The sequence below is a fragment of the Rhizobium mesoamericanum STM3625 genome, from assembly GCF_000312665.1.
Taxonomy (GTDB): Bacteria; Pseudomonadota; Alphaproteobacteria; order Rhizobiales; family Rhizobiaceae; genus Rhizobium; species Rhizobium mesoamericanum.
Genome location: NZ_HF536772.1, coordinates 2,164,325 through 2,187,903 on the forward strand (window position 1 = coordinate 2,164,325; position 23,579 = coordinate 2,187,903).

Annotated in this window: 24 protein-coding genes and 1 pseudogene; 18 read left to right on the forward strand and 7 right to left on the reverse strand. The window is 58.7% G+C overall.

Annotated features, from left to right (window positions below):
- Positions 1–10 precede the first annotated feature (10 nt).
- Positions 11–2,266 (forward strand): DNA topoisomerase IV subunit A, encoded by a 2,256-nt coding sequence (parC, locus tag BN77_RS10500; RefSeq protein WP_040677021.1) that lies wholly within the window; start codon positions 11–13, stop codon positions 2,264–2,266.
- 134 nt (positions 2,267–2,400) lie between these two features.
- Positions 2,401–2,934 carry an SRPBCC family protein gene (locus BN77_RS10505; protein WP_007531438.1) on the forward strand — a complete coding sequence of 178 codons (534 nt, stop codon included), beginning with the start codon at positions 2,401–2,403 and terminating at the stop codon, positions 2,932–2,934.
- On the opposite strand, the gene BN77_RS10510 is transcribed toward BN77_RS10505, so the two are convergent.
- From BN77_RS10510 to hemB, 4 genes are all read right to left on the reverse strand, one after another.
- Complete coding sequence (locus tag BN77_RS10510; RefSeq protein ID WP_007531440.1) at positions 2,873–3,760, reverse strand: DMT family transporter; 888 nt, start codon at positions 3,758–3,760, stop codon at positions 2,873–2,875. The genes BN77_RS10505 and BN77_RS10510 overlap by 62 nt on opposite strands.
- Positions 3,761–4,537 carry an arginyltransferase gene (locus BN77_RS10515; protein WP_007531442.1) on the reverse strand — a complete coding sequence of 259 codons (777 nt, stop codon included), beginning with the start codon at positions 4,535–4,537 and terminating at the stop codon, positions 3,761–3,763.
- A 178-nt stretch (positions 4,538–4,715) separates the two neighbouring features.
- Positions 4,716–5,174 (reverse strand): RDD family protein, encoded by a 459-nt coding sequence (locus BN77_RS10520; protein WP_007531444.1) that lies wholly within the window; start codon positions 5,172–5,174, stop codon positions 4,716–4,718.
- Positions 5,175–5,252: 78 nt separating this feature from the next.
- Positions 5,253–6,266, reverse strand: a complete 1,014-nt coding sequence (hemB, locus tag BN77_RS10525; RefSeq protein WP_007531446.1) for a porphobilinogen synthase — start codon at positions 6,264–6,266, stop codon at positions 5,253–5,255.
- 133 nt (positions 6,267–6,399) lie between these two features.
- On the opposite strand from hemB, the gene BN77_RS10530 reads away from it, so the two are divergent.
- From BN77_RS10530 to BN77_RS10565, 8 genes are all read left to right on the forward strand, one after another.
- Complete coding sequence (locus BN77_RS10530) at positions 6,400–6,837, forward strand: DUF6163 family protein (protein WP_007531449.1); 438 nt, start codon at positions 6,400–6,402, stop codon at positions 6,835–6,837.
- Positions 6,838–6,968: 131 nt separating this feature from the next.
- A complete protein-coding gene (gene ldtR / locus BN77_RS10535; RefSeq protein WP_007531451.1) occupies positions 6,969–7,484 on the forward strand; it encodes a transcriptional regulator LdtR in 516 nt (171 codons plus the stop codon).
- A 183-nt stretch (positions 7,485–7,667) separates the two neighbouring features.
- A complete protein-coding gene (locus BN77_RS10540; RefSeq protein ID WP_007531453.1) occupies positions 7,668–8,513 on the forward strand; it encodes a hypothetical protein in 846 nt (281 codons plus the stop codon).
- A 383-nt stretch (positions 8,514–8,896) separates the two neighbouring features.
- Positions 8,897–10,201 (forward strand): L,D-transpeptidase family protein, encoded by a 1,305-nt coding sequence (locus BN77_RS10545; RefSeq protein ID WP_040677023.1) that lies wholly within the window; start codon positions 8,897–8,899, stop codon positions 10,199–10,201.
- A 150-nt stretch (positions 10,202–10,351) separates the two neighbouring features.
- Positions 10,352–11,650: a serine hydroxymethyltransferase gene (glyA, locus tag BN77_RS10550; RefSeq protein WP_007531460.1), complete on the forward strand. Its 1,299-nt coding sequence runs from the start codon at positions 10,352–10,354 to the stop codon at positions 11,648–11,650.
- Between the two features lie 9 nt (positions 11,651–11,659).
- Positions 11,660–12,136, forward strand: a complete 477-nt coding sequence (gene nrdR / locus BN77_RS10555; RefSeq protein ID WP_007531462.1) for a transcriptional regulator NrdR — start codon at positions 11,660–11,662, stop codon at positions 12,134–12,136.
- A 3-nt stretch (positions 12,137–12,139) separates the two neighbouring features.
- Complete coding sequence (gene ribD / locus BN77_RS10560; protein ID WP_007531464.1) at positions 12,140–13,249, forward strand: bifunctional diaminohydroxyphosphoribosylaminopyrimidine deaminase/5-amino-6-(5-phosphoribosylamino)uracil reductase RibD; 1,110 nt, start codon at positions 12,140–12,142, stop codon at positions 13,247–13,249.
- Entirely contained in the window at positions 13,249–13,869 is a 621-nt protein-coding gene (locus BN77_RS10565; protein WP_007531466.1) for a riboflavin synthase, read from the forward strand. The genes ribD and BN77_RS10565 overlap by 1 nt, the downstream gene beginning before the upstream one ends.
- Here the strand turns inward: BN77_RS10565 and BN77_RS10570 are convergent.
- Both BN77_RS10570 and BN77_RS10575 read right to left on the reverse strand, forming a co-directional pair.
- Positions 13,832–14,368, reverse strand: a complete 537-nt coding sequence (locus tag BN77_RS10570) for a GNAT family N-acetyltransferase (protein WP_007531467.1) — start codon at positions 14,366–14,368, stop codon at positions 13,832–13,834. The genes BN77_RS10565 and BN77_RS10570 overlap by 38 nt on opposite strands.
- Positions 14,369–14,393: 25 nt before the next feature.
- Positions 14,394–14,897: a cupin domain-containing protein gene (locus BN77_RS10575; protein ID WP_007531470.1), complete on the reverse strand. Its 504-nt coding sequence runs from the start codon at positions 14,895–14,897 to the stop codon at positions 14,394–14,396.
- 781 nt (positions 14,898–15,678) lie between these two features.
- Between BN77_RS10575 and ribH the strand changes: the two genes are divergently transcribed.
- The 3 genes from ribH (at position 15,679) to BN77_RS10595 (ending at position 18,963) form a co-directional block, all read left to right on the forward strand.
- On the forward strand, positions 15,679–16,134 hold the full coding sequence (gene ribH / locus BN77_RS10585) for a 6,7-dimethyl-8-ribityllumazine synthase (protein WP_007531472.1): 456 nt from the start codon (positions 15,679–15,681) through the stop codon (positions 16,132–16,134).
- Between the two features lie 3 nt (positions 16,135–16,137).
- Positions 16,138–16,620 carry a transcription antitermination factor NusB gene (gene nusB / locus BN77_RS10590; protein ID WP_007531474.1) on the forward strand — a complete coding sequence of 161 codons (483 nt, stop codon included), beginning with the start codon at positions 16,138–16,140 and terminating at the stop codon, positions 16,618–16,620.
- 207 nt (positions 16,621–16,827) lie between these two features.
- Entirely contained in the window at positions 16,828–18,963 is a 2,136-nt protein-coding gene (locus BN77_RS10595) for a sodium-translocating pyrophosphatase (protein WP_007531477.1), read from the forward strand.
- A gap of 65 nt (positions 18,964–19,028) precedes the next feature.
- On the opposite strand, the gene BN77_RS10600 is transcribed toward BN77_RS10595, so the two are convergent.
- A complete protein-coding gene (locus BN77_RS10600; protein WP_028746174.1) occupies positions 19,029–19,565 on the reverse strand; it encodes an outer membrane protein assembly factor BamE in 537 nt (178 codons plus the stop codon).
- A 179-nt stretch (positions 19,566–19,744) separates the two neighbouring features.
- Here BN77_RS10600 and BN77_RS10610 point away from each other — a divergent pair.
- The 5 genes and pseudogenes from BN77_RS10610 to BN77_RS10630 all read left to right on the forward strand — a co-directional run bounded on the left by BN77_RS10610 (position 19,745) and on the right by BN77_RS10630 (position 23,485).
- A pseudogene (locus tag BN77_RS10610) lies at positions 19,745–20,336 on the forward strand (ubiquinol-cytochrome C chaperone family protein).
- Positions 20,337–20,345: 9 nt separating this feature from the next.
- Complete coding sequence (locus BN77_RS10615; protein ID WP_007531483.1) at positions 20,346–20,900, forward strand: YceD family protein; 555 nt, start codon at positions 20,346–20,348, stop codon at positions 20,898–20,900.
- 102 nt (positions 20,901–21,002) lie between these two features.
- Positions 21,003–22,049, forward strand: a complete 1,047-nt coding sequence (gene plsX, locus BN77_RS10620; protein ID WP_007531485.1) for a phosphate acyltransferase PlsX — start codon at positions 21,003–21,005, stop codon at positions 22,047–22,049.
- Between the two features lie 19 nt (positions 22,050–22,068).
- Positions 22,069–23,040 carry a beta-ketoacyl-ACP synthase III gene (locus BN77_RS10625; protein ID WP_007531487.1) on the forward strand — a complete coding sequence of 324 codons (972 nt, stop codon included), beginning with the start codon at positions 22,069–22,071 and terminating at the stop codon, positions 23,038–23,040.
- A 106-nt stretch (positions 23,041–23,146) separates the two neighbouring features.
- On the forward strand, positions 23,147–23,485 hold the full coding sequence (locus tag BN77_RS10630; protein WP_007531489.1) for an integration host factor subunit alpha: 339 nt from the start codon (positions 23,147–23,149) through the stop codon (positions 23,483–23,485).
- Positions 23,486–23,579: the final 94 nt, after the last annotated feature.

A 23,579-nucleotide genomic window follows, 5' to 3' on the forward strand; every position in this document is an offset into this window, starting at 1 on the left:
GTCAGAGCATATGGGACAAGAGATTTTGCCGCCCTCTGGCGGAGACGACGACAGTATCCTTCCGGTCGACCTGAAGGCGGCGCTTGAAGAGCGTTACCTCGCCTATGCGCTATCGACTATCATGCACCGAGCGCTTCCGGATGTACGCGATGGCCTGAAGCCGGTGCACCGCCGTATCATTCACGCCATGAGCGAAATGGGCATCCGTCCCAATTCCGCCTTCAAGAAGTGTGCCCGTATCGTCGGCGATGTCATCGGTAAGTTCCATCCGCATGGCGACCAGTCGGTTTACGACGCGTTGGTACGCTTGGCGCAGGATTTCTCGCAGCGCTATCCGGTCGTAGACGGGCAGGGCAACTTCGGCAATATCGACGGGGACAGCGCTGCAGCCTACCGATACACCGAAGCGCGCATGACCGAAGTCGCCGCGCTGCTGCTCGAGGGCATCGATCAGGACGCAGTCGATTTCCGGCCGACCTATAACGAAGAAGACGAAGAGCCGATCGTCCTGCCAGGCGCCTTCCCGAACCTGCTGGCAAACGGTTCGTCTGGTATTGCCGTCGGCATGGCGACGTCGATCCCGTCGCACAACGTCCACGAACTCTGTGACGCTGCGCTCCATCTTATCAAGCATCCCGATGCTACCGTCGAGAAGCTCGTCGAGTTTATTCCCGGTCCGGATTTTCCGACGGGCGGCATCATCATCGATGGCAGGGATAGTATCATCGAGAGCTACCGCACGGGTCGTGGCGGCTTTCGCGTGCGCGCCAAGTGGGAAACTGAGGATCTCGGTCGCGGCGGCTATCAGATCGTCGTTACTGAAATTCCGTTCCAGGTCCAGAAGTCCCGCTTGATCGAAAAGATCGCGGAACTGTTGTTGGCGCGCAAGCTGCCCTTGCTCGAGGATATCCGCGACGAATCCGCCGAAGACGTCCGTGTCGTGCTGGTGCCGAAGAACCGGACGGTCGATCCGACGATCCTCATGGAATCCATGTTCAAGCTGACGGAGTTGGAAAGCCGTTTCCCGCTGAACATGAACGTTCTCTCTATGGGCCGCATCCCGCGCGTCATGGCGTTGAACGAGGTGCTGAAGGAGTGGCTCGACCACCGCCGCGAAGTGCTGCAGCGTCGCTCGCGCTTCCGTCTTGCGGCCATCGACCGTCGCTTGGAAATCCTCGGCGGCTTGCTGATCGCTTACCTCAATATCGACGAGGTCATTCGCATCATCCGCGAAGAGGACGAGCCGAAGCCGGTGATGATCGCCCGCTGGTCGCTGACCGACACTCAGGTCGAAGCGATCCTCAACATGCGCCTGCGCTCGTTGCGCAAGCTCGAGGAATTCGAGATCCGCACCGAGTTCGATGAACTCACCAAGGAGAAGGGTGAGATTGAGGCTCTGCTGGCGTCCGAGGACAAGCAATGGCAGACGGTTGCCTGGGAAATTGGTGAGGTAAAGAAGAAGTTCGCGAAAGCGACCGAGCTCGGCCGCCGTCGCACCCAATTCGCCGAGGCGCCCGAGGCCGACGAGCAAGCCATTCAGCAGGCAATGATCGAGAAGGAACCGATCACCGTCGTCGTCTCCGAAAAGGGTTGGATCCGCGCGCTGAAGGGGCACATCTCCGACACCGCGACCCTGACCTTCAAGGAAGGCGATGGGCTGAAGGTTGCCTTCCCGGCGCAGACAACGGACAAGATTCTCATCATCACTACCGGCGGCAAGGCCTTCACCCTTGGGGGCGACAAGCTGCCGGGCGGTCGCGGCCACGGCGAACCGCTGCGCATCATGATCGACATGGAGAACGATCAGGACGTGCTGACTGCAATCGTGCACGATCCGACGCGCAAGCAGATGATCGTCTCGACGGCCGGCAATGGCTTCGTTGTCGCCGAGGCCGACATGGTCGCCAATACCCGCAAGGGCAAGCAGATCATGAACGTCTCCATGCCTGACGAGACGAAGCTGATCGTTCCCGTCAGCGGCGACCATGTGGCTGTCGTCGGCGAGAACCGCAAGCTGCTTGTGTTCCCATTGGCGCAAGTGCCCGAAATGGGGCGCGGCAAGGGTGTCCGCCTGCAGCGTTACAAGGATGGTGGCATTTCCGACGTACGCTGCTTTGCGATTGCTGAGGGCCTCGTCTGGGAAGATAGTGCAGGTCGCACCTTCACCAAAAACAAGGATGAGCTTGCCGAATGGCTTGCCGATCGTGCCACGGCTGGTCGAACGGTTCCGAAGGGCTTCCCGCGCAGCGGTAAGTTTGCCGGCTGAGGCGAAAAATAAATCCGGGCCTCGCTCTTGGCGGGCGAGGCAACTCCTCTATGTCTGACCGATAATCACAACATGGACAGACATCATTCCGCAGGCGGACGGAATGATCGAATGTGGCGCTTTGGGAGAGTGTCATGTCCGATCACGGAGGAATGTTGATGAGTGCTTGCAATACTATCACCGTAAACGTTGCGCATACTTTCAATGCCTCGCCCTGCGCCGTCTACGACGCATGGCTGAACCCTCAGATTGCAAAACGCTTTCTCTTCGCGAGCGACGAAGGCCGAGTCATCCGCGCTGACATCGATCCGAAGGTTGGCGGGCATTTTCTCGTCATCGACCGGCGTCCGACAGGTGATGCGGTCCATTACGGCGTGTTTCTGGAATTGCGTCGGCCGCGGCGGATGGTGTTCTGCTTCTCTTCTGCCGAGCATGATCATAATGCGGATCGAATCCAGATCGACATCGAACCACTCGCCGAAGGCACTCGGCTGACGCTCTCACACGAAATGTGCGCCGAATGGGGGCAATTCGAGGAGCAGACGCGGCAGGGTTGGGTCCACGTCATGCAGGGGCTTGAACGCGAGCTTGATGCGATGCAGGTGGTCAATGCGCCAGAGATTGTTGCACAGGCTGTCCCCGAACCATCCAAAGCGAGTGCGCCATAATTGCGCAAACCAGGATCGCACCGCCGATGAGCGTCATCGTCGGCGGGGTTTCTGCGAAGATTAGCCAGATCCAGATCGGAGCCAGGATGGTTTCGAGGAGGTAGAACATGCCGACTTCGGCCGCCGAGAGGTAACGTGGCCCCGTGGCGAGGCACCAAAACGCAATCGGCATCAGGAGCGCCCCGTTCAGGACAATCCAGGCTGGATGTTCTATGGCGAGCCCGGCGGGAAATGCGTTCGCAAAGCCGAGGATGGCAGGCAGGGCGGTGGCAAGAAGTGGCACGAACCCCATGTCTCGCCGCGATGCGCGGCCTACCGTGATTGCCGATGCGAGGATGAAGGCGCTGAGCAGTGCCATGGCGTCGCCGAAGACATGGCCGCTGGACAATCCGTCATGGACGATCAAGCCAACACCGAACACCATGACGGCCATGGTTGCGAGCGTGGAGAGCGAAGGGCGTTCCTTGAGAAACATCCAGGACAGGAGCGCGCCGAACATCGGATTAAAGGCGACGATGAAGACCACGTTTGCCGTTGCCGTGTTGAAAACGGCAAGCACGAATGTCAGCGTTGAGCAGCCATAGAGCAGACCAGCCGCAAGGCCGTATTTGCCAGGGACGAGCATGGGCCATGTTCCCTTGACGGTCCGAATGAAGCAGATCACGACGAGCGTCACGGCAACGGTTGTGATGCTACGTGCGCCGAGGATCGACCACATGTCTCCGTGGGCAAGGCGTACCAACGGAATGTCCATGGAAAGTGCCAAGCCGCCGATTGTGGTCAGCAGCAGACCCTTCCGATGATCGGAAAAAACGGGGAGTGGCATCTAGTAGCGCGTGCTTTCGGGCAATGCGGAGGGATCGAAGCGTTCCCACCCGCGCGAAGTCAGGTGCTCCTGCGGCTGGAAGCGTGTCTTGTAGTCCATTTTACGCGATCCTTGAACCCAATAGCCCAAGTAGACGTGCGGAAGCCCCAAAGCGTTTGTTCGCCTAATGTGGTCAAGGATCATGAACGTCCCAAGAGAACGCCGATCCATGTCAGGGTTGAAGTAGGAATAGACCATGGACAAGCCGTCGCTCATGGTATCCGTGAGGGCGGCGGCCACGAGCTCACCCGTCGGGCGTTCTTCGATGCCAGCCCCTTCCTTTCGAAGCCTATACTCGATGATCTTGGTGTTCACATGCGTATCCTCGACCATGATGGCGTAGTCGAGCACCGTCATGTCCGACATTCCGCCCTGTTGGTGGCGAAAATCGAGATAGCGTCGGAACAGCGAATATTGCTCGCTGGAAGGTTGGGCAGGGAACTCCGTGGAGATAATATCGTCGTTCGCTGCCAGCACTCGTTTCATCGACTTCGTTGGCAGAAACTCTTGCGCCAGGATCCGGACGGAAATGCAAGCGCGACAAGACTCGCAGGCCGGCCGATAGGCGATGTTCTGCGACCGGCGAAAGCCGCCCTGTGTTAGGATATCGTTCATCTCCGCTGCGCGAGGGCCGACGAGATGAGTAAAGACCTTGCGTTCCATCTCGTGGGCCAGATAAGGGCACGCAGCCGGAGCAGTCAGGTAAAACTGCGGTGATGGCGTCGTCTGCGTATTCATCTGTTGTGGAGATTTCCTTCGGTTAGCTGCGTATCTGACAGGATGACTTAAGAATGAAAAACGTCAACAGCTAGGCCATTCTCCGGTCCGATGTCGCCCGTCATACTTTTGGATATGGCGCCAAAAGGCTCCCGGCAAAGGCCAGGAGCAGCGTTTATTTTAGCGTGCAAGGATCTTGTTAGACGGTGCGTACCGTCACCGTACCGACCAGGAAATCGTGGATCAGCCGGCTGCGCTCGGTAAACAGGCCGACCAACAGAATCAGTGGCGTCAGAACGGAGTTCAGGATCCAGAAAAGGGCCAGGTGAACGATGGCCGTCAAAAAGTCCATCGGCTGACCATCGACCCGCATGATTGCGATCCCCATTGCGCGCATCCCCAGCGAGGCCTGGCTGAAGCCGCCGACGGTGAAGCCGAAATAGAGGCCAGCAACAATCACGAACAGTGCCGGATAAAGAAAGAATCCCAAGCCGAGTGTGACGATCGACAGAAAGAACAGGATAACCGCCGCCGGGATGCAAAGCAGCAGGATGATCACGTAGTCGAGGATGAATGCGAAGACGCGACGGCTCAGCGTACCCGTATAGGCGCGCCAGTCGTCCGGTGCGGCATAGAGCGGGTTGGGAGTGAGCGTCATCTCTGCGGTCTCCTTTCGAGAAAGCGATGCCGCTGATATGGTATCGCTTTCCTCAAATGCAATATTGGCGCGTGGGGATCAGCGCTTCGCGAGGATCCGAGCCACCTCGACAGCGAAATAGGTGAGGACACCGTCGCACCCTGCGCGCTTGAAGGAAAGCAGGGTTTCCAACATGGCCCGTTCGCCATCGATCCAGCCGTTCATGGCTGCGGCTTTGATCTGCGTATATTCACCCGAAACCTGGTAGGCGAACGTGGGGAGACCGAAAGCCTCCTTCATGCGCCAGCAGATGTCGAGATAGGGCAGTCCCGGCTTGACCATAAGCATGTCGGCGCCTTCCTCTACATCGAGCGCGGCGTCCCGGATTGCCTCCGCGCCATTTGCCGGATCGATGTAGTAGGTCTTCTTGTCGCCCTTGAGCAGTCCGCCGGTCGAGATCGCCTCGCGGTAGGGACCATAGAAAGCCGAGGCAAATTTTGTGGCGTAGCTCATGATGCCGACGTTCTGGTGTCCGGCGGCGTCAAGGGCGCGGCGGATGGCGCCAATTCGGCCGTCCATCATCTCCGAGGGCGAAATGATGTCCGCCCCGGCATCAGCCTGCATGACGGCCGCGCGGGCAACCTGATCTACTGTCTCGTCGTTGACGATCTCCCCTTGTCGCAGGATTCCGTCATGCCCGTGGCTTGTGAACGGATCAAGCGCGACATCCGTGATCACCCCAATATTGGGCACTGCCTTCTTGATCGCCATCGTCGCCTGATTGATCAGATTGTTGGCGTCGAGACTGTTCGAGCCGGTTTCGTCTCGCAGTGCCATTTCGATGTTCGGGAAGGTCGCGATCGCGGGAATGCCAAGATCCGCCGCTTCCTTGGCGGCTTCAACGAGCTGATCCACACTCATCCGGTTGACGCCGGGCATCGCCGGTATCGGTTCGACGATGCCGGAGCCCGCAACGACGAAAACAGGCCAGATCAGGTCATCGACCGTCAGCCGGTTTTCCTGCACGAGACGCCGGGTCCAGTCGGCCTTGCGGTTGCGGCGCATGCGCCGATGGCCGGTGATTTCGTCGACGAGATGGGTCTTATCCTGCATGGTCGTTAAAGCTTTCTGCCATTCCAATTGTCGAAGCGCTCATTATCATGGCATGGCCGAAATCCAAACCTGACGATTGGCCGCAATGATCGAGCGCTGGCGAAGTCTTAACCGCAACCCTATTGTTTGACACATGGACGCTGATTCTCCGACGATACCGAAGCCGACGCTGACCAGCGTTCTGTTCATCTTGTTCTTGCGGCTTGTCGCGATATCCTGCTTCTGGTTCGGATTGCAGTATTGGGCGATGCTCGTCGGCTATTCGCTCGTGGGGGCAGGCCGCTTCGATCTGCTCAGCCTTCCCTGGAAAGTCGCAAGCACGAGCCTCGCCGTTCTCTTCCCTGTCGCATCTCTTGGCCTGTGGATTGCCGTCTCCTGGGGGCCGGTAATCTGGGTACTCGCAGCAGGTGGCCAGATTATCATGTACGGCTTCATGCCGGAGGTGTTTGGGCCCAATCGGTTGGTCGTTCTGCTGCATGTTGCGGTAGCCCTGGTCTACGTCGGATTCCGCGCCACGCTCTGGTACGAGAAGCGCAAGCGGCGCCAGCAGGTAAGCGTTGATTTACCCTGATACAACGCGGGGTTTCCGGTAAGGCACTGTTAAGCCTGCGGTTTAAGTAGAATTTTATTTGTATTCGATAGGGTCTGTCTCAAGGCGGGAAGAAAACCAACACCGCCAAACAAAACAGTGAGGCAGTCATCATGAACACGAAAATCAAGCCGCAGGCGGTACCGAACTTCCGTGACCAGCAGGAGCAGGGCATCCGCGATCTTTACATGGAATCCCTTCATCTTGTTGAACGTCTTCACCGCCGTCTCCTCGATGTCATAAAGGACGAGTTCGACCGTCAGGGTCGCAGCGACGTCAATGCCGTCCAGGCACTTCTTCTTTTCAACATCGGCAACTCCGAGCTGACGGCGGGCGAACTTCGCTCCCGTGGTTACTATCTCGGCTCCAACGTATCCTACAACGTCAAGAAGCTCGTCGACCTCGGCTTTATCAACCATCAGCGCTCGCGCATCGACCGTCGCTCCGTTCGCATCAGCCTGACGGAAACCGGCCAGGACATCGCCGAGACGGTCGCCAAGCTCTACGAGCGCCACATCGGCTCGATCGACAAGGTCGGCGGCATCGGTACCGACGAATTCACGCAGATGAACAAGCTGCTGACACGTCTGGACCGCTTCTGGAACGACCAGATCCTCTACCGCCTGTAATCTCTTAAGCCAACTTCCCTGCTGGCTTATCAGACCTCCAAGGCACGAAAGGGCGCAACGGTATTCCGTAGCGCCCTTTTCGCTATTTTCTGCCCACGGCTTGGGTTACATATTCGGTCGACAACTTGCTAATGACTTCGCACGAGCCTTCGGGGTTCTTGCGAGAATCAGGAGTTGCAGGTCATGGTGTCAGCCGTCTTGGCGGCGAGCGATGGGGTGAAGCAGGTCATCTGCATCAGTTGGGGGACGAAATATGGTGCCCCCTTCATCAACCGCCTTTACGCCATGGTCAAGCGCAACATCACGCCTCCCTTCACCTTTACCTGCTTCACTGACAATCGCGGCGATCTCAATCCTGAAATCGTTTGCGAGGACCTGCCGCCGCTGGATGTCGAAAACATGCCGGTGAGAACGAAGGGCATTTGGCCCAAGGGGCGGCTTTGGGGGCCGAAGCTTGGAAATTTGAGTGGTCCGGTGCTGTTCCTCGACCTCGATCTGGTGATCGTCGGTTCCCTCGACTCATTCTTCGAGGTCGGCGGTCCTAACGACGTCATCCTGTCGCGCAACCAGACGACGCCGTTTGAACGTCTCGGACAGACATCACTCTTCCGCTTTCCTGTGGGCAAGCTTGTTCCGCTGCAAGAAAAATTCCGCGCCGATCCCCAAGGCGTTGCTGACAAGTATCAATTCGAGCAGCGATTTGTGACGAGAAACGCGCCCGGTGGCGCAAAGTTCTTTCCGCGCCGGTGGGTGCTGCATTTCAGGCAAGATTGCCGCTGGCCATTCCCGCTCAATTATTTCCTGACGCCACGCCTGCCGGCCGATGCGCGGGTGATCCTGTTTCCACGCGACTTCCATCCGCAGTTCGCGGTCGAAGGACGGTTCGGGTTGAAGGGCCGCGCGGCGCCGCCGCTGGACCATATCCGACACATGTTTGATCCCGAACGGAGACGCAACAGGCCCCTGTTTCGTTATCTGCGCCACTACATCCGCCCAACGCCTTGGGTGGCCGACCACTGGCGCGAGTAGCTGGCTCGCGCCACGCTGTCGTGACATCTTTGCAACGCATGGCAGACAAGCGTAATCGCCTGTATTCAAGCCGTTTTTTAGCCGCTATTAACCGCCACATTCTGTGGATTGGTATGGTTTTTGCGTACCGCCCCGCTACCAACGGTTGAGCGTTGTGCAGGACGACACGAATTGGCCATATTAGCATGTCAGCGGAAATACACGGCAAATGGCGCTTCCCAATTGAGGTCCGATAACCTCGCCTCCCTGCCTGCAATCATGTGATTGCCGGCAGAGACATTGTGCGATGCGCCGTAGAGACGGGTTGGTAGAGACTTGCGTCCTCGCAGGGATAGCGAAGGGCGCCGGTCTCGCAAGCAGCGGCAATTTAGTGGTTGGGATGAATGTCGAAGAAAATCGGAACTGAAGCTTTTTCTCGCCGGGCGTTTCTGGCGTCCGCGGCAATGGTTGGTGCGGGCGCTTTGGCTGCCCCCGTATTCGCGCAGTCGGCGATCGATTCGCTCATCAATGCTCCGCAGCGTGGCGATTGGGATGATCAGTTCGATGCGAAGGCGGCATCCCGTACGGCGACGGCGGTTGTTTCTAACACGCCCATTCTCGGACCACAGTCAGTGCCGAGCATCCAGCAGGCAATCTCTGAGTATCAACAGATCGCGTCGGCCGGCGGTTGGCCGGAAGTGAGCCCAAGCCAGCAGCGTCTGCAGATCGGCGTGACCGATCCCGCCGTTCAGAGCCTTCGTCAACGCCTGATCATCACCGGCGACCTTCCCCGCGAAGCAGGCATTTCCAGTGCTTTCGATTCCTACGTCGACGGCGCGGTCAAGCGCTTCCAGGCGCGCCATGGTCTCCCGGCTGACGGTGTTATCGGCGAGTTCACCTTGAAGGCCATGAACATTACGGCCGATGTTCGTCTGCAGCAGCTGAACACCAACCTCATCCGCATTCAGACCTTCCCGGAGGAACTGGGACGGCGACATGTGATGGTGAACATTCCGGCCGCTTACGTCGAGGCGGTGGAGGATGGCAGCGTTGCGACGCGCCACGCTGCCGTCGTAGGTCGCCTCAGCCGTCCGACGCATCTCGTCAACTCGAAGATTTACGAGGTCATCCTCAATCCGTATTGGACGGCACCGCGCTCGATCGTCGAGAAGGACATCGTGCCGCTGATGCGCAAGGATCCGACCTACCTGGAGAAGAATGCCATTCGCCTGATCGACGGCAAGGGCAACGAAGTGGCGCCTGAAACGGTCGATTGGAATGCCGAGAAGGCACCGAACCTGATGTTCCGACAGGACCCAGGCAAGATCAATGCTATGGCCTCCACGAAGATCAATTTCTATAACAAGAACGGCGAGTACATGCACGACACGCCGCAGCAGGGCCTTTTTAACAAGCTGATGCGCTTTGAATCATCCGGCTGTGTTCGCGTTCAGAACGTTCGCGATCTAACGACATGGCTGCTGCGCGAGACCCCGCCCTGGTCGCGTCAGCAGATGGAACAGGTCATCACGACCCGCGTAAACACGCCGATCAAGCTTGCTGAAGAGGTGCCAGTTTACTTCGTTTACATTTCTGCGTGGGGCATGCCGGATGGCGTCGTGCAGTTCCGTGACGATATCTATCAGCTCGATGGCAATGCAGAGCTAGCGCTCGACACCACGGCGGGGACGGAGCAGCCGGTTCAGTGAGGCTTCAGCCGCACGTTGCTTTCAAAGCCGCGTCTTTCGAGGCGCGGTTTTTTGTTGCGCGTAGATTGCCTAGCAAATGTCGTTCTCCGTATTGCCCTTGGCAGGGCGGGGCGCTAATACCTTCGCGCATTCCAGTTGAGGAGCCCGCCCATGACAAATGCTTCCACCCAGACCTTCTTCAATCGCTCGCTTGCCGATACCGATCCGGAAATCTTCAGCGCGATTGGCAAGGAACTCGGCCGTCAACGGCACGAGATCGAACTCATCGCTTCGGAAAACATCGTTTCCCGTGCGGTGCTGGAAGCCCAGGGCTCCATCATGACGAACAAGTATGCCGAAGGCTACCCGGGCAAGCGCTACTACGGCGGCTGCCAGTTCGTCGATATTGCTGAAGAACTCGCGATCGAACGCGCCAAGAAGCTGTTCGGCGTCAATTTCGCCAACGTTCAGCCGAACTCCGGTTCACAGATGAACCAGGCAGTCTTCCTGGCACTGCTGCAGCCCGGCGATACCTTCATGGGCCTCGACCTCAACTCGGGCGGTCACCTGACGCACGGCTCGCCGGTCAACATGTCCGGCAAGTGGTTTAATGTCGTGTCTTACGGCGTGCGCGAAGGCGACAATCTCCTCGACATGGACGAAGTTGCCCGAAAGGCCGAAGAACACAAGCCGAAGCTGATTATCGCCGGCGGCACCGCATATTCCCGTATCTGGGACTGGAAGCGATTCCGCGAGATTGCTGACTCTGTCGGCGCCTACCTGATGGTCGACATGGCGCATATCGCCGGTCTCGTTGCCGGTGGCCAGCATCCGTCGCCATTCCCGCATTGCCATGTCGCCACGACGACGACCCATAAGTCGCTGCGTGGTCCACGCGGTGGCGTGATCCTGACGAACGACGAGGATCTGGCAAAGAAGTTCAACTCGGCCGTCTTCCCGGGTCTGCAGGGTGGTCCGCTGATGCACATCATCGCTGCCAAGGCCGTCGCCTTCGGCGAAGCGCTGCAGCCGGAGTTTAAGGACTACGCGGCTCAGATCGTCAAGAACGCCAAGGCACTTGCCGAAACGCTGATCGCCGGCGGCCTCGACGTCGTCTCCGGCGGCACCGACAACCACCTTATGCTTGTCGATCTTCGCAAGAAGAACGCAACCGGCAAGCGCGCGGAAGCAGCGCTCGGCCGCGCCTACATCACCTGCAATAAGAACGGTATCCCGTTTGACCCTGAGAAGCCTTTCGTCACCTCAGGTGTACGCCTTGGCGCGCCGGCCGGCACGACGCGCGGCTTCAAGGAGGCGCAATTCAAGGAAATCGGTAACCTCATCGTTGAGGTTCTCGACGGCCTGAAGGTCGCCAATTCCGATGAGGGGAACGCAGCTGTGGAAGCAGCCGTTCGCGGCAAGGTGGTCGACCTTACCAACCGCTTCCCAATGTACGATTACATGGGCTAAGAGTAGCGCATGCGCTGCCCATTCTGCGGATCGGAAGACACACAGGTCAAGGATTCACGCCCGGCGGAGGACAACACGTCCATCCGCCGCAGGCGTATTTGTCCTGATTGCGGCGGCCGCTTCACGACCTTCGAGCGCGTGCAACTGCGCGAGCTGATGGTGTCGAAGAAGACCGGCCGCAAGGTGCCGTTCGACCGCGACAAGTTGGTGCGCTCTTTCGAGATCGCATTGCGCAAGCGCCCCGTCGACCGCGACCGTATCGAGCGTGCGGTCTCCGGCATCGTCCGGCGCCTGGAAAGCTCCGGCGAGGTCGAGATCAGCTCCGAACAGATCGGCCTGCAGGTGCTGGAAGCGTTGAAAAGCCTTGATGATGTCGGCTTCGTTCGCTACGCTTCGGTCTATCGGGATTTTTCGCATGCCGAGGATTTCGAGAAGGTCATCTCCGAGATCAACGCCAAGATCGCCCGCGATCCCCTGGACAACTAACTCATGAGCGCTTCGGAAGACGACGCGCGTTTTATGCAAGAGGCGATCCGCCTGGGTCTCCTGCATCTCGGCCAGACATCCACCAATCCTTCGGTCGGCTGCGTCATCGTGCGTGACAGACAGATCGTCGGCCGCGGCGTGACCGCAGTAGGCGGGCGCCCGCACGCCGAGCCGCAAGCACTGGCGGAGGCCGGCGAACTGGCACGCGGTGCCATCGCCTATGTGACGCTCGAACCCTGCTCGCACCACGGCAAGACGCCGCCGTGCGCGGAGGCTCTGATTGCTTGTGGCGTCGGTCGCGTCGTCATAAGCGTGACGGACCCGGACCCTCGTGTCTCCGGCAGGGGTATTGCCATGCTGCGCGATGCCGGGATCGAGGTCGAGGCCGGTGTTCTCGAAGACGAAGGCAAGCGATCGCTCGCGGCCTACCTCACCCGGCAGACGAAGAACCGGCCGTATGTGACTCTCAAGCTTGCAATTTCAGCCGACGGCATGATCGGGAAAAAGGGCGAGGGGCAGATTGCGATTACTGGGCCTGCCGCGCGCGCCGATGTGCAGAAACTGCGGGCGGAAACTGATGCGATTCTGGTTGGGATTGGTACGGCGATTGCCGACGATCCCTTGCTGACAGTTCGTACCCCTGGCCTGGAGATCCGCTCGCCTATCCGTATCGTGCTCGATGAAGAACTCTCCTTGCCGTTGGACAGCAAGCTGGTTGCGACTGCCAAGCAGGTGCCGCTGATCGTCGTTGCGACCGAGCCGCCCCGCTTCGATGAAAGCGAGGACAAAACCTTTCTTGCGCGCCGTGTCGCTCTGGATCAAGCGGGCGTCGAGGTGGTCCAATGCAATTCCAACCGCCCGGATGAGTTGTTGCCAGCGCTGGCCTCGCGCGGCATTTCCTCGTTAATCGTCGAAGGTGGCGCGCGGACGGCGAAGCTCTTCCTTGATGCCGGATACGTCGATCGCATTCTGCTTTATCAAGGTCCTGCGGTGATCGGGCAGGGCGGTATTGAATCGCCGGTGACGAAGACCGATATGCCATCGGGTTTCCTGCACAGGCGCACCGTCACGTTCCGCGACGATCGCCTGGATGAATACGAAAGAGAGCTTTGATGTTTACCGGAATTGTCACCGACGTTGGCACGATCGAATCCATTTCCCCGCTCAAGGAAGGCATCAAGCTGCGCGTCGCCACTGCCTACGATCCGGCGACCATCGACATGGGTGCCTCGATCTCGCACTCGGGCATCTGCCTGACCGTGACCGGCCTGCCGAGCGATGGCAGCAACGGTCGCTGGTTCGAGGTCGAAGCCTGGGAAGAGGCCCTGCGCCTGACGACGATCGGGACGTGGGAGGAAGGCAGCCGCATCAATCTCGAGCGCTCGCTGAAGATCGGTGACGAACTTGGCGGTCACATCGTTTCCGGTCATGTCGATGGCAAGGCCGAAATCCTCTCCGTCACCGAAGAGGGCGACGCAACACGCTTCCGCCTGCGTGCGCCCGAGCATCTCGCCAAGTTCGTCGCTCCCAAGGGCTCGATCGCTCTGGATGGCACGTCGCTTACCGTCAATGTGGTCAACGGCACGGATTTCGACGTGCTGCTGATCCGTCACACGCTTGAGGTTACGACCTGGGGTGATCGCAAGGCAGGTGACTTCGTCAATTTCGAAGTCGATACCATGGCCCGCTATGCCGCTAGGCTGGCAGAGTTTCCGGCCGCGAAAGCAGAATAACGTCTCCGTTGTAGTTGCATCGCTGCACCTCGTGGAAGCCGAGCTTGCGGGCAAGCCGCAGCGAGGCGCCATTCTCCGGGTCGATAATGCAAGTCATTGGCTTGGCGGGGAACCGTTCTTGCGCCCAGGCGATCAGTGCCGTTAGCGCTTCGCTGGCGTAGCCGTGTCCCTGCGCGAAGGGCATTAGTCCCCAACCGGTTTCCAAAGTGCCTTCCGTGGAGACGGGATGCATGTCCCGCTTCATATCGAGGAAGCCGGCTTCCCCGATAAAGCGCCCTGACTGCTTTTCTTCGATCGCCAGGAAGCCGAAGCCCATGTGATGCCACATGCCTGCAACGCGCAGCATGCGTGCCCAGGTTTGCTCGCGAGTTGAGGGCACACCCCCGATGAAGCGCACCACCGCTTCGTCGCTCCACATCGTCGCATAGTCCGAAAAATCGTCGACAGTGTGCGGGCGCAGCAGTAGCCGCGCGGTCTCGATGGTCGGAATGTTGGTCATGTTGACGTGTTCTCTCGGACGGATGTCATGCGCCAGGCTCGCCATCCCAATAGTCCAACTTGCCACGTTCGCTGCCGATAAAGCGAAAGCCGTTCGCTTGTCCCTTGTCGCGATTGGTCTTGGCGAGAAATTTGCCGGAATCGGGATATTCGACAATTTCGGTTTTCGCCTTGGTCGAGATACCGAGATAGATCAGCGGCGTCGAGCCCGTGTTGATGATCTGGTGGGCGGTCTCTGGTCCTCCGGATGGCGCGCCGAGCGTGTCACCTTTCCGGATCGGGTAGCGGTCAGGACCGAAACGGTACTCGCCAGTGCCTTCGATGACGAAAAACAGCTCATCCTCCACGTGGTGGTTGTGGAACGGACAGCTGGATTTTCCGGGCGGAACTTCGTTGTAACTTATGCCGAGGCCTTCAAGGCCGAGAAGCGAGCCGAACGAGACATCCGTGCCTTCGTACAAAGCTCCTTGCTTCCAGTGCTCAAGCTTCAAATCGGCGATGTTGATCACGGCCTTCGATACGCTGGACATTGTCTCCCTCCTGTTTCTAGAGAAAAGGCACCATCCCGCGAGAAAATACAACCTCGAAGCAGCGTAGCGGGCGACAGTCTTCCGCTGCCGCACTTGCTTTCGTAGATAGTAGACTGTGATACGGCCGTTGGAAGCTTGATCAACGTTGACGATGTTTCCGAGCAGCGCGCCTCTAGTAGCCTTGAGCTGATGCATGAGAGGTTTGTTGGCGGCGATCGCAGCACGGATCATTTGGATGTCGTTGACACTGTGTACGGCAAACGCGCTGTGGCGTCCGATATCTTTCGATCCACCATGATCGCCCACCTGCCGAATATCGAGATTTGCGCCACTGAAGCTGCGGAGCGTTCGTTCAATTCCCGGTGGTCATGTCGAGACTTTCCGCACGGCTGGCATCTGCGAAGGCAGGACTAGCGACTGCGAAGGCTATGGCGGTAACGCGATTCATGGGAGTATCCTTTTATCTGCTTTGACGATCGGCCGTCGGCGGTGGATCGTCAGCGTTACCCAGACGAAATTGGTGTCCGGATCGGTCACCTTCAATTCATAAGTCTTTGGAATTTAATCGCAAATTGTTCATGAAAATTGCCCGTCATTTGCCATTTTCGAGGCGCCGGTCCGACGCTGGCGCAAAATTACGCAAGGATTGCCCGGCATGCCGCTGCCGTGATTTCGGCTTCCGCATCCAGCCATGTTCGGAATTTGCTTGCCATTCGGGTCGCGGCGTGTTTTGACCGCGGCCTGCCGAAAGGTGAAGTCCTCTAGCTACTGAAGGTGAAGCATGGCGCGAGAAACCGCTCCCCACATTCTGATCGTTGAAGCACGCTTCTACGATGACATGGCCGATGCCTTGCTTGAAGGCGCGACCTTCGCCTTGAAAGAGGCCGGCGCCACCTACGAGGTCGTCACCGTTCCAGGCGCTCTCGAAATTCCGGCGGCAATTGCCATGGCGCTCGACGGAGCAGATAATGATGGGACGCAGTATGACGGGTATGTTGCCCTTGGCATGGTCATCCGCGGCGAGACCTACCATTTCGATATTGTGTCGAACGAATCCTCGCGTGCTCTGATGGATCTCGCCGTGAGCGAATCTCTTGCAATTGGCAATGGTATCCTGACTGTTGAGAATGACGATCAGGCATGGGCTCGCGTCCGTCGTTCGGACAAGGACAAGGGCGGATTTGCCGCCCGTGCAGCTCTCGCAATGATCGAGCTGAAGAAGAAGTTGGGTGCATAACGAATGAACAACGAGAACTCGGAGCGGCCGGTCAAGACTGCAAACCAGCGAGGTGCTGCGCGCCTGGCTGCTGTTCAGGCGCTTTATCAGATGGATATTGGTGGCACCGGCGTCCTGGAGATTGTGGCCGAATACGAGGCGCATCGCCTCGGGCAGGAACTCGACGGCGAGACCTATCTCAAGGCCGACCCCTCCTGGTTCCGCTCCATCGTTTCCGGTGTCGTGCGAGAGCAGCGTCGGCTCGATCCGATGATTGCATCCGCTCTGCAGGACGACTGGGCACTGTCACGCCTCGATAGCACGGTCCGCGCGATTCTGCGTGCCGGTGTCTTCGAAATCCTGGATCGCAGGGATGTTCCCGTTGCCGTCATCGTGACGGAGTACGTCGAAATCGCCCAGGCCTTCTTCAGCGATGATGAGCCCAAGCTCGTCAACGCCGTGCTCGACCGCATTGCAAAGCAGGTCCGCGGCGAAGCCAAGAAGTAGCGTTCTGCCGGGCCGACAGGCTAGACCTCCACAAACTCTCTGTTCCCGTTGTGCTGCAAGGGCTTTTGGTCCTTGCGGGCTTGACGCGCCGTTTTCCTCCAAGCAATCTCCGGCCGACGTTGCAGCATTTCTGTGGGAGGAAATCGAGTCGGCGTGTTCGCAGCCGGAGAGGGAGTGAGCTCCGGCTCTTTTGGAGGAAAGAGCGAAATGAGCATTCTTTTATTGGTAATAGCATGCGGTCTGCTCTCGGTGGTCTATGCCATCTGGGCAACCCGGTCGGTGCTTGCCGCCGATCAGGGCAATAAACGCATGCAGGAAATTGCAGGATATATTCGTGAAGGTGCGCAGGCCTATCTGACGCGCCAATACAAAACAATCGCAATCGTCGGCATCGTTGTTTTCATTGCAGCCTGGCTGCTGCTCTCCGGCACGGCTGCAATCGGTTTCCTCATCGGCGCGGTTCTGTCCGGCGCTGCAGGCTTCATCGGCATGCACGTCTCGGTGCGCGCCAACGTTCGCACGGCTCAGGCCGCGTCCCAGAGCCTGTCTGCCGGACTTGAGATCGCCTTCAAGTCGGGTGCCATCACCGGGCTTCTGGTGGCCGGCCTCGCCCTTCTTGGCGTGTCCATCTACTACTACGTTCTGACTGTCGTGCTTGGGCACGAAGGCAGCTCGCGAGAAGTCATCGATTCACTTGTCGCTCTTGGTTTCGGTGCGTCGCTGATTTCGATCTTTGCCCGTCTAGGCGGTGGTATTTTTACCAAGGGCGCAGACGTCGGCGGTGACCTCGTCGGCAAGGTGGAAGCAGGCATTCCGGAAGATGATCCGCGCAACCCCGCTACGATTGCCGATAACGTCGGTGATAATGTCGGCGATTGCGCCGGCATGGCAGCCGACCTTTTCGAAACCTATGCTGTCTCTGTCGTCGCGACGATGGTCCTCGCTTCGATCTTCTTTGCCGGCGCACCCCTTCTGCAATCGGCGATGCTGTATCCGCTCGCAATCTGCGGCGCGTGCATCATCACCTCGATTATCGGCACGTTCTTCGTCAAGCTTGGCAGCAATGGCTCGATCATGGGCGCTCTCTACAAGGGCCTCATCGTCACCGGCCTGCTGTCGATCATCGGACTGGGTGCTGCCACGTCGCTGACGATCGGCTGGGGCCCTGTTGGGGCCGTCGGCGGCGCAGAGGTTACGGGAACCAATCTGTTCGTCTGCGGATTGGTCGGTCTTGTCGTTACGGCGCTGATTGTCGTCATCACCGAATACTACACCGGCACCAACAAGCGCCCGGTTAACTCGATTGCTCAGGCATCGGTGACGGGCCATGGCACCAACGTCATTCAGGGTCTTGCGGTTTCGTTGGAATCGACGGCGCTGCCCGCGATCGTCATCGTTGGCGGTATTCTGGCAACCTATCAGCTCGGCGGTCTCTTCGGAACCGGTGTCGCGGTAACCGCAATGCTCGGGCTTGCAGGCATGATCGTCGCCCTCGACGCCTTTGGTCCGGTCACGGATAACGCCGGCGGTATCGCCGAGATGTCCCATCTGCCGCCCGAGGTGCGCAAGTCGACCGACGCGCTAGATGCGGTCGGCAACACGACGAAGGCAGTAACCAAGGGCTATGCGATCGGTTCTGCCGGTCTCGGCGCGCTCGTGCTGTTTGCAGCTTATTCGAATGACTTGCAGTACTTTGCGGCGCATGGCGACCAGTATCCGTACTTCGCCAATATTGGTACGATCTCGTTCGAGCTGTCGAATCCGTACGTCGTCGCCGGCCTGCTGTTCGGTGGATTGATTCCGTATCTCTTCGGCGGCATCGCGATGACCGCTGTCGGGCGCGCGGCCGGATCGATCGTCGAGGAAGTGCGCCGGCAGTTCCGCGAAAAGCCGGGCATCATGGCTGGGACGGAGCGTCCTGACTACGGCCGGGCCGTAGACCTGCTGACGAGGGCTGCCATCCGCGAGATGGTCATTCCATCGCTCCTGCCGGTGCTGGCGCCGATTGTCGTCTACTTCGGCGTATTGATCATCTCCGGCTCGAAAGCCTCTGCCTTTGCGGCATTGGGCGCATCGTTGCTCGGCGTCATCATCAACGGCCTGTTCGTTGCGATCTCGATGACTTCTGGCGGTGGTGCGTGGGATAATGCCAAGAAATCCTTCGAGGATGGATTCGTCGACAAGGACGGTGTTCGCCACATGAAGGGGTCCGACGCTCACAAGGCCTCGGTGACCGGCGACACTGTCGGCGACCCTTACAAGGATACAGCCGGACCGGCCGTCAACCCGGCGATCAAGATCACCAATATCGTGGCCCTTCTGCTTCTTGCGGTCCTGGCCTGAGGCTAAGGTCGAACACAGAAAAACCGCCGGAGCGATCCGGCGGTTTTTTTTAAGTTCTGGTGCCACTAGCGCAAGCTGGCCGGGTTCTGTGGCGAGGCCGGCTGCGAGGTGCCGCCACCAAAGAGGCCCTTGGCAGCGTTCGCGGCACTGCCGCCGGACAGAAGTTGCTGCAGGAAGGTGAAGTCCTTGCCGCCTGTTGGGGTGACGCGGTTAATCGTATCGAATACCTTGCCATCCTTGAGCGTGTAGTTCGCGCGACGCGTTACGATGCCATCCTTGTCGAAATAGATAGCCAAAACGCTCTGATCGACGACCTTCAGCTTCTGGAAGGCCATGGATCGTTCGCGGCGCTGCGAAATGTAGTAGAAGACCTCGGTGTCGAACGTCGCCGTTGTGGAGGGAGTGCCAAGGGATAGGAGAACCTGCTCGCGGCTCGATCCTTCTGGGACGAGGTTCAGTGACTGCTCGTCGGCGACATATCCGCCGTTGAGGACGGTTCCTGTCTGGCAGCCCGAAAGTCCGGCGGAGGCGATCATAATGGCAATGGCGGCATTGCTGAGGAATTTTTTGTCAGACTTGAAATACCGTTTCGTCAACGACATCTACTCCCTAAAATTATAAATGGCAGCCACCGGCCTCAGATCGCTGATGCAAAACCATTGTGGCCATTCCGGGGAGAGACGTCCCGTTGGCTCGTGCGGACAGATGTGGTGCTGTCCCGAAAGTGGCCACCTTCGGCATTGCAATTCGCGCCTGCTTCGGTAAACCAGCTTTCGAAATCATGCAACAAGGCCGGACGCTGCTTGGCGTCAAGAAATGAGGCCTTTCCGGAAAAAACGATGATCTTCGGGCTCTTTGGCAAGAAAAACAACAACCAGGCAATCGTAGATCGGCAATATCAGGCGTTAACATCGGCCGCGCGCATGCCAGAACTCTACGAGCGCTTGAATGTCCCGGATACCGTCATGGGGCGCTTCGAGATGCTCTCGGCGGTGATGATCCTCTTCTTCCGACGCACCCGAGTATCGGGGACCAGCGGTCAGGAGATCGCCCAGGAAATTGTCGACGCCTTCTTCCAGGACATCGACTACTCCATTCGTGAGTTGGGGATTGGTGACAATAGCGTGCCGAAGCGCATGAAGAAGCTTGCCGGCATGTTTTATGGTCGCCTGGAGGCTTACTCCAAGGCAATGGACACCAGGGATGCCGAAGGGCTTGCCGCTGCGCTTGTCCGAAACATCCATCCCAAGGCAAACGAGCCCGTTGATATGGGCGGTCTCGCGAGCTGGATGTTTGAGGCTGAGGACTATCTTTTGTCCCAGTCGGAAGAGGTCATAGCGACAGGTTCGGCGATGCTTCCGAAGGTTGGCTAGGAGAGGACGATGAAGAACAAGAGAGATGATGTACCATTCTCCTACCTCGTGAATATCGGTCATATATCGGCCAATCCTGTCGAGGTGCGTCTGGAGGCCGACAAGCGGGAATTGGCGGCGCTCGCCGAGAGCTGGAGCGTCCTTTCGGTGGACAGCCTCAGTGCGGAACTGCAGATCGGCCGCTGGAAACGGGATGGCATCCGCATCAAGGGCAGGGTCCGGGCCACGATTGTCCAGTCCTGTGTCGTAACCCTCGATCCAGTCCCGTCCGCGATCGACGAATCCTTCGAGCAGATCTTCGTGCCTGAGAATTCGAAACTTGCGCGTCGACCTGCCAATGATGCCGGCGAAATGGTGCTTGATCCCGACGGTCCAGACCTTCCCGAAAGCTTTACCGGGGATGCCATCGACGTGGGTGAGGTCGTCACGGAATTCGCAGCTCTCGCCATCGATCCCTATCCGCGCAAGCCCGGGGTCGAGTTTGCCGGTCACATAGAAGATGCCGGAGAAGGCGATAAAAAGCCCTCCGCCTTTGCCGTGCTGAAGGATTGGAAAAAGGACTGAACGCCATTGGGGATTTGACACAATTCAGTTGTAAGCGATGGGAAAACCGGTATTTTGGCCGAAATTTCGCCCGCCGAGGCGAAAAATAAGGATCAGGGACGCGTGATCAGAATTTCTATCGACCTCATGGGTGGCGACTTTGGTCCCCAGGTTGTCATCCCCGGGGCCGCTAAGGCATTGGAAAGACATCCCGATATTTCATTCGTGATGTATGGTTTGAAGGAACAGTGCGAGCCGGTTCTTGACAGATTTCCGACGCTTAAGGAAAAGAGTGTCTTCCACGATTGCGAGCTCGCCGTGCGCATGGATGAGAAGCCGAGCCAGGCGCTGCGCCGCGGTCGATACATCTCCACCATGTGGCGAACAATCGAAGCGGTAAAGACGAAGGAAGCCGACGTCGCCGTATCTGCCGGCAATACCGGCGCGCTCATGGCTATGGCCAAGTTCTGTCTACGCACGATGGCCAATATCGAGCGACCCGCGATCGCTGCGATCTGGCCGACGCTCAAGGGCGAGAGCATCGTGCTTGATGTCGGTGCAACGATCGGCGCGGACTCGCAACAGCTGTTGGATTTCGCCCTCATGGGCGGGGCAATGGCCCGCGCGCTGTTTGAGATCGAACGTCCGTCGATCGGTTTGCTGAACGTCGGTGTAGAAGAGATCAAGGGCCAGGAAGAGGTGAAGGAGGCGGGTCGCCTGCTGCGCGAGGCCAACGTCGACTCGCTCGAGTACTACGGTTTCGTCGAAGGAAACGATCTCGGCAAGGGAACCGTCGACGTCGTGGTCACCGAAGGCTTCTCCGGCAATATCGCGTTGAAGGCCGCCGAAGGCACGGCGCGCCAGATCGGCGAATATCTGCGCTCGGCCATGTCGCGTACGCTGCTTGCCAAGATCGGCTACTTCTTCGCCAAGGGCGCCTTCGACATGTTGCGCGAAAAGATGGACCCGAGCCGTGTGAATGGCGGCGTTTTCCTTGGCCTCAACGGCGTCGTCATCAAGAGCCATGGCGGCGCCAACGCCGAAGGCATAGCAGCCGCCATCGAGGTCGGCTACGACATGGCCAAGAATGGCCTCAATCAGAAAATAGAAAACGATCTTCAAAAGTATCATGCCAAGCGGCTGCCCCCGATCGGGCCGGAAGCCGCATGAGCAACGAGGTTTAAGCAATATGATCCGTTCAGTTGTTCGCGGGTTCGGAGCCGCACTTCCGAAACGCGTTATGACCAATCGCGACATGGAAGATGTCGTGGACACATCGGACGAATGGATTGTCCAGCGCACCGGCATCCGCCAGCGCTACATTGCCGGCGAAGGGGAGACGACCTCGTCGCTCGGTGAAGCTGCCGCACGCGCTGCCCTTGACAGGGCCGGCCTTACGCCTGCCGACGTCGATGTTATCATCTGCGCTACCTCGACGCCGGATAACACGTTTCCGGCGACCGCCGTCAACATTCAGAACCGCCTCGGCATGCACCATGGCTTTGCGTTCGACGTACAGGCCGTTTGCACGGGTTTCGTCTATGCTGTGACGACGGCCGATGCCTACATCCGCGGTGGCCTCGCCAAGCGCGTTTTGGTGATCGGTGCCGAGACCTTTTCGCGCATTCTAGACTGGAACGATCGCACGACCTGCGTCCTCTTTGGTGACGGCGCCGGCGCGATCGTGCTCGAGGCAGCGGAAGGTGAGGGCACGACTGCGGACCGTGGCGTGCTGACGGCGCATCTCCGCTCGGACGGTTCCCACAAGGAAAAGCTCTACGTGGATGGTGGCCCCTCGACGACAGGCACGGTCGGCAAGCTTCGCATGGAAGGTCGCGAAGTCTTCAAATATGCGGTCGGCATGATCACCGACGTCATTCAGGCTGCCTTCGACGCTACCGGAACGAGCGCGGACGATCTCGACTGGCTCGTGCCGCACCAGGCCAATCGCCGCATTATTGACGGCTCCGCCAAGAAGTTGCATATCGCGCCTGAGAAAGTAGTCGTTACGGTTGATCTTCACGGCAACACTTCTGCGGCCTCGATTCCGCTCGCGCTGGCCACGGCGGCCGGGGATGGCCGGATCAAGGAAGGCGATCTGGTGATGTTGGAAGCGATGGGCGGCGGCTTTACCTGGGGCGCCGCACTCCTGCGCTGGTAATCCGAAAATCCAAAAAACTACCGACGAACAAGAGCTTGACCGTGAGGCGCAAGACAAATACTCTTCGTTCGCTTTCATAATATAATTGGCAGATGGGTGGGGAACCATGACCGGAAAGACAGTGACGCGAGCAGACCTGGCGGAATCAGTTTTTCGTAAGGTCGGCCTTTCAAGAACCGAATCTGCCGAGCTTGTAGAAACTGTCATCGACGAGATTTGTAACGCGATCGTCCGCGGCGAAACCGTCAAGCTCTCCTCCTTTGCGACCTTCCAGGTCCGCGACAAGAACGAACGCATTGGCCGCAATCCGAAGACCGGCGAGGAAGTGCCGATCTCTCCCAGGCGCGTCATGACCTTCAAGGCGTCGAACGTCCTGAAGACGCGGATTTTGAAGGCGCATACGCTGCGCAAGACCAAGCAAAAAGCCGCCAATCCGGCTTCCTAGGGAAGCCCTGAAAGGGGAGCTGCGCTCTTCCCCAATCGGCGACGATTTCCAGCATTCCCTGAACGATCTGTGCGGTATTCAAGACGTGACTTGA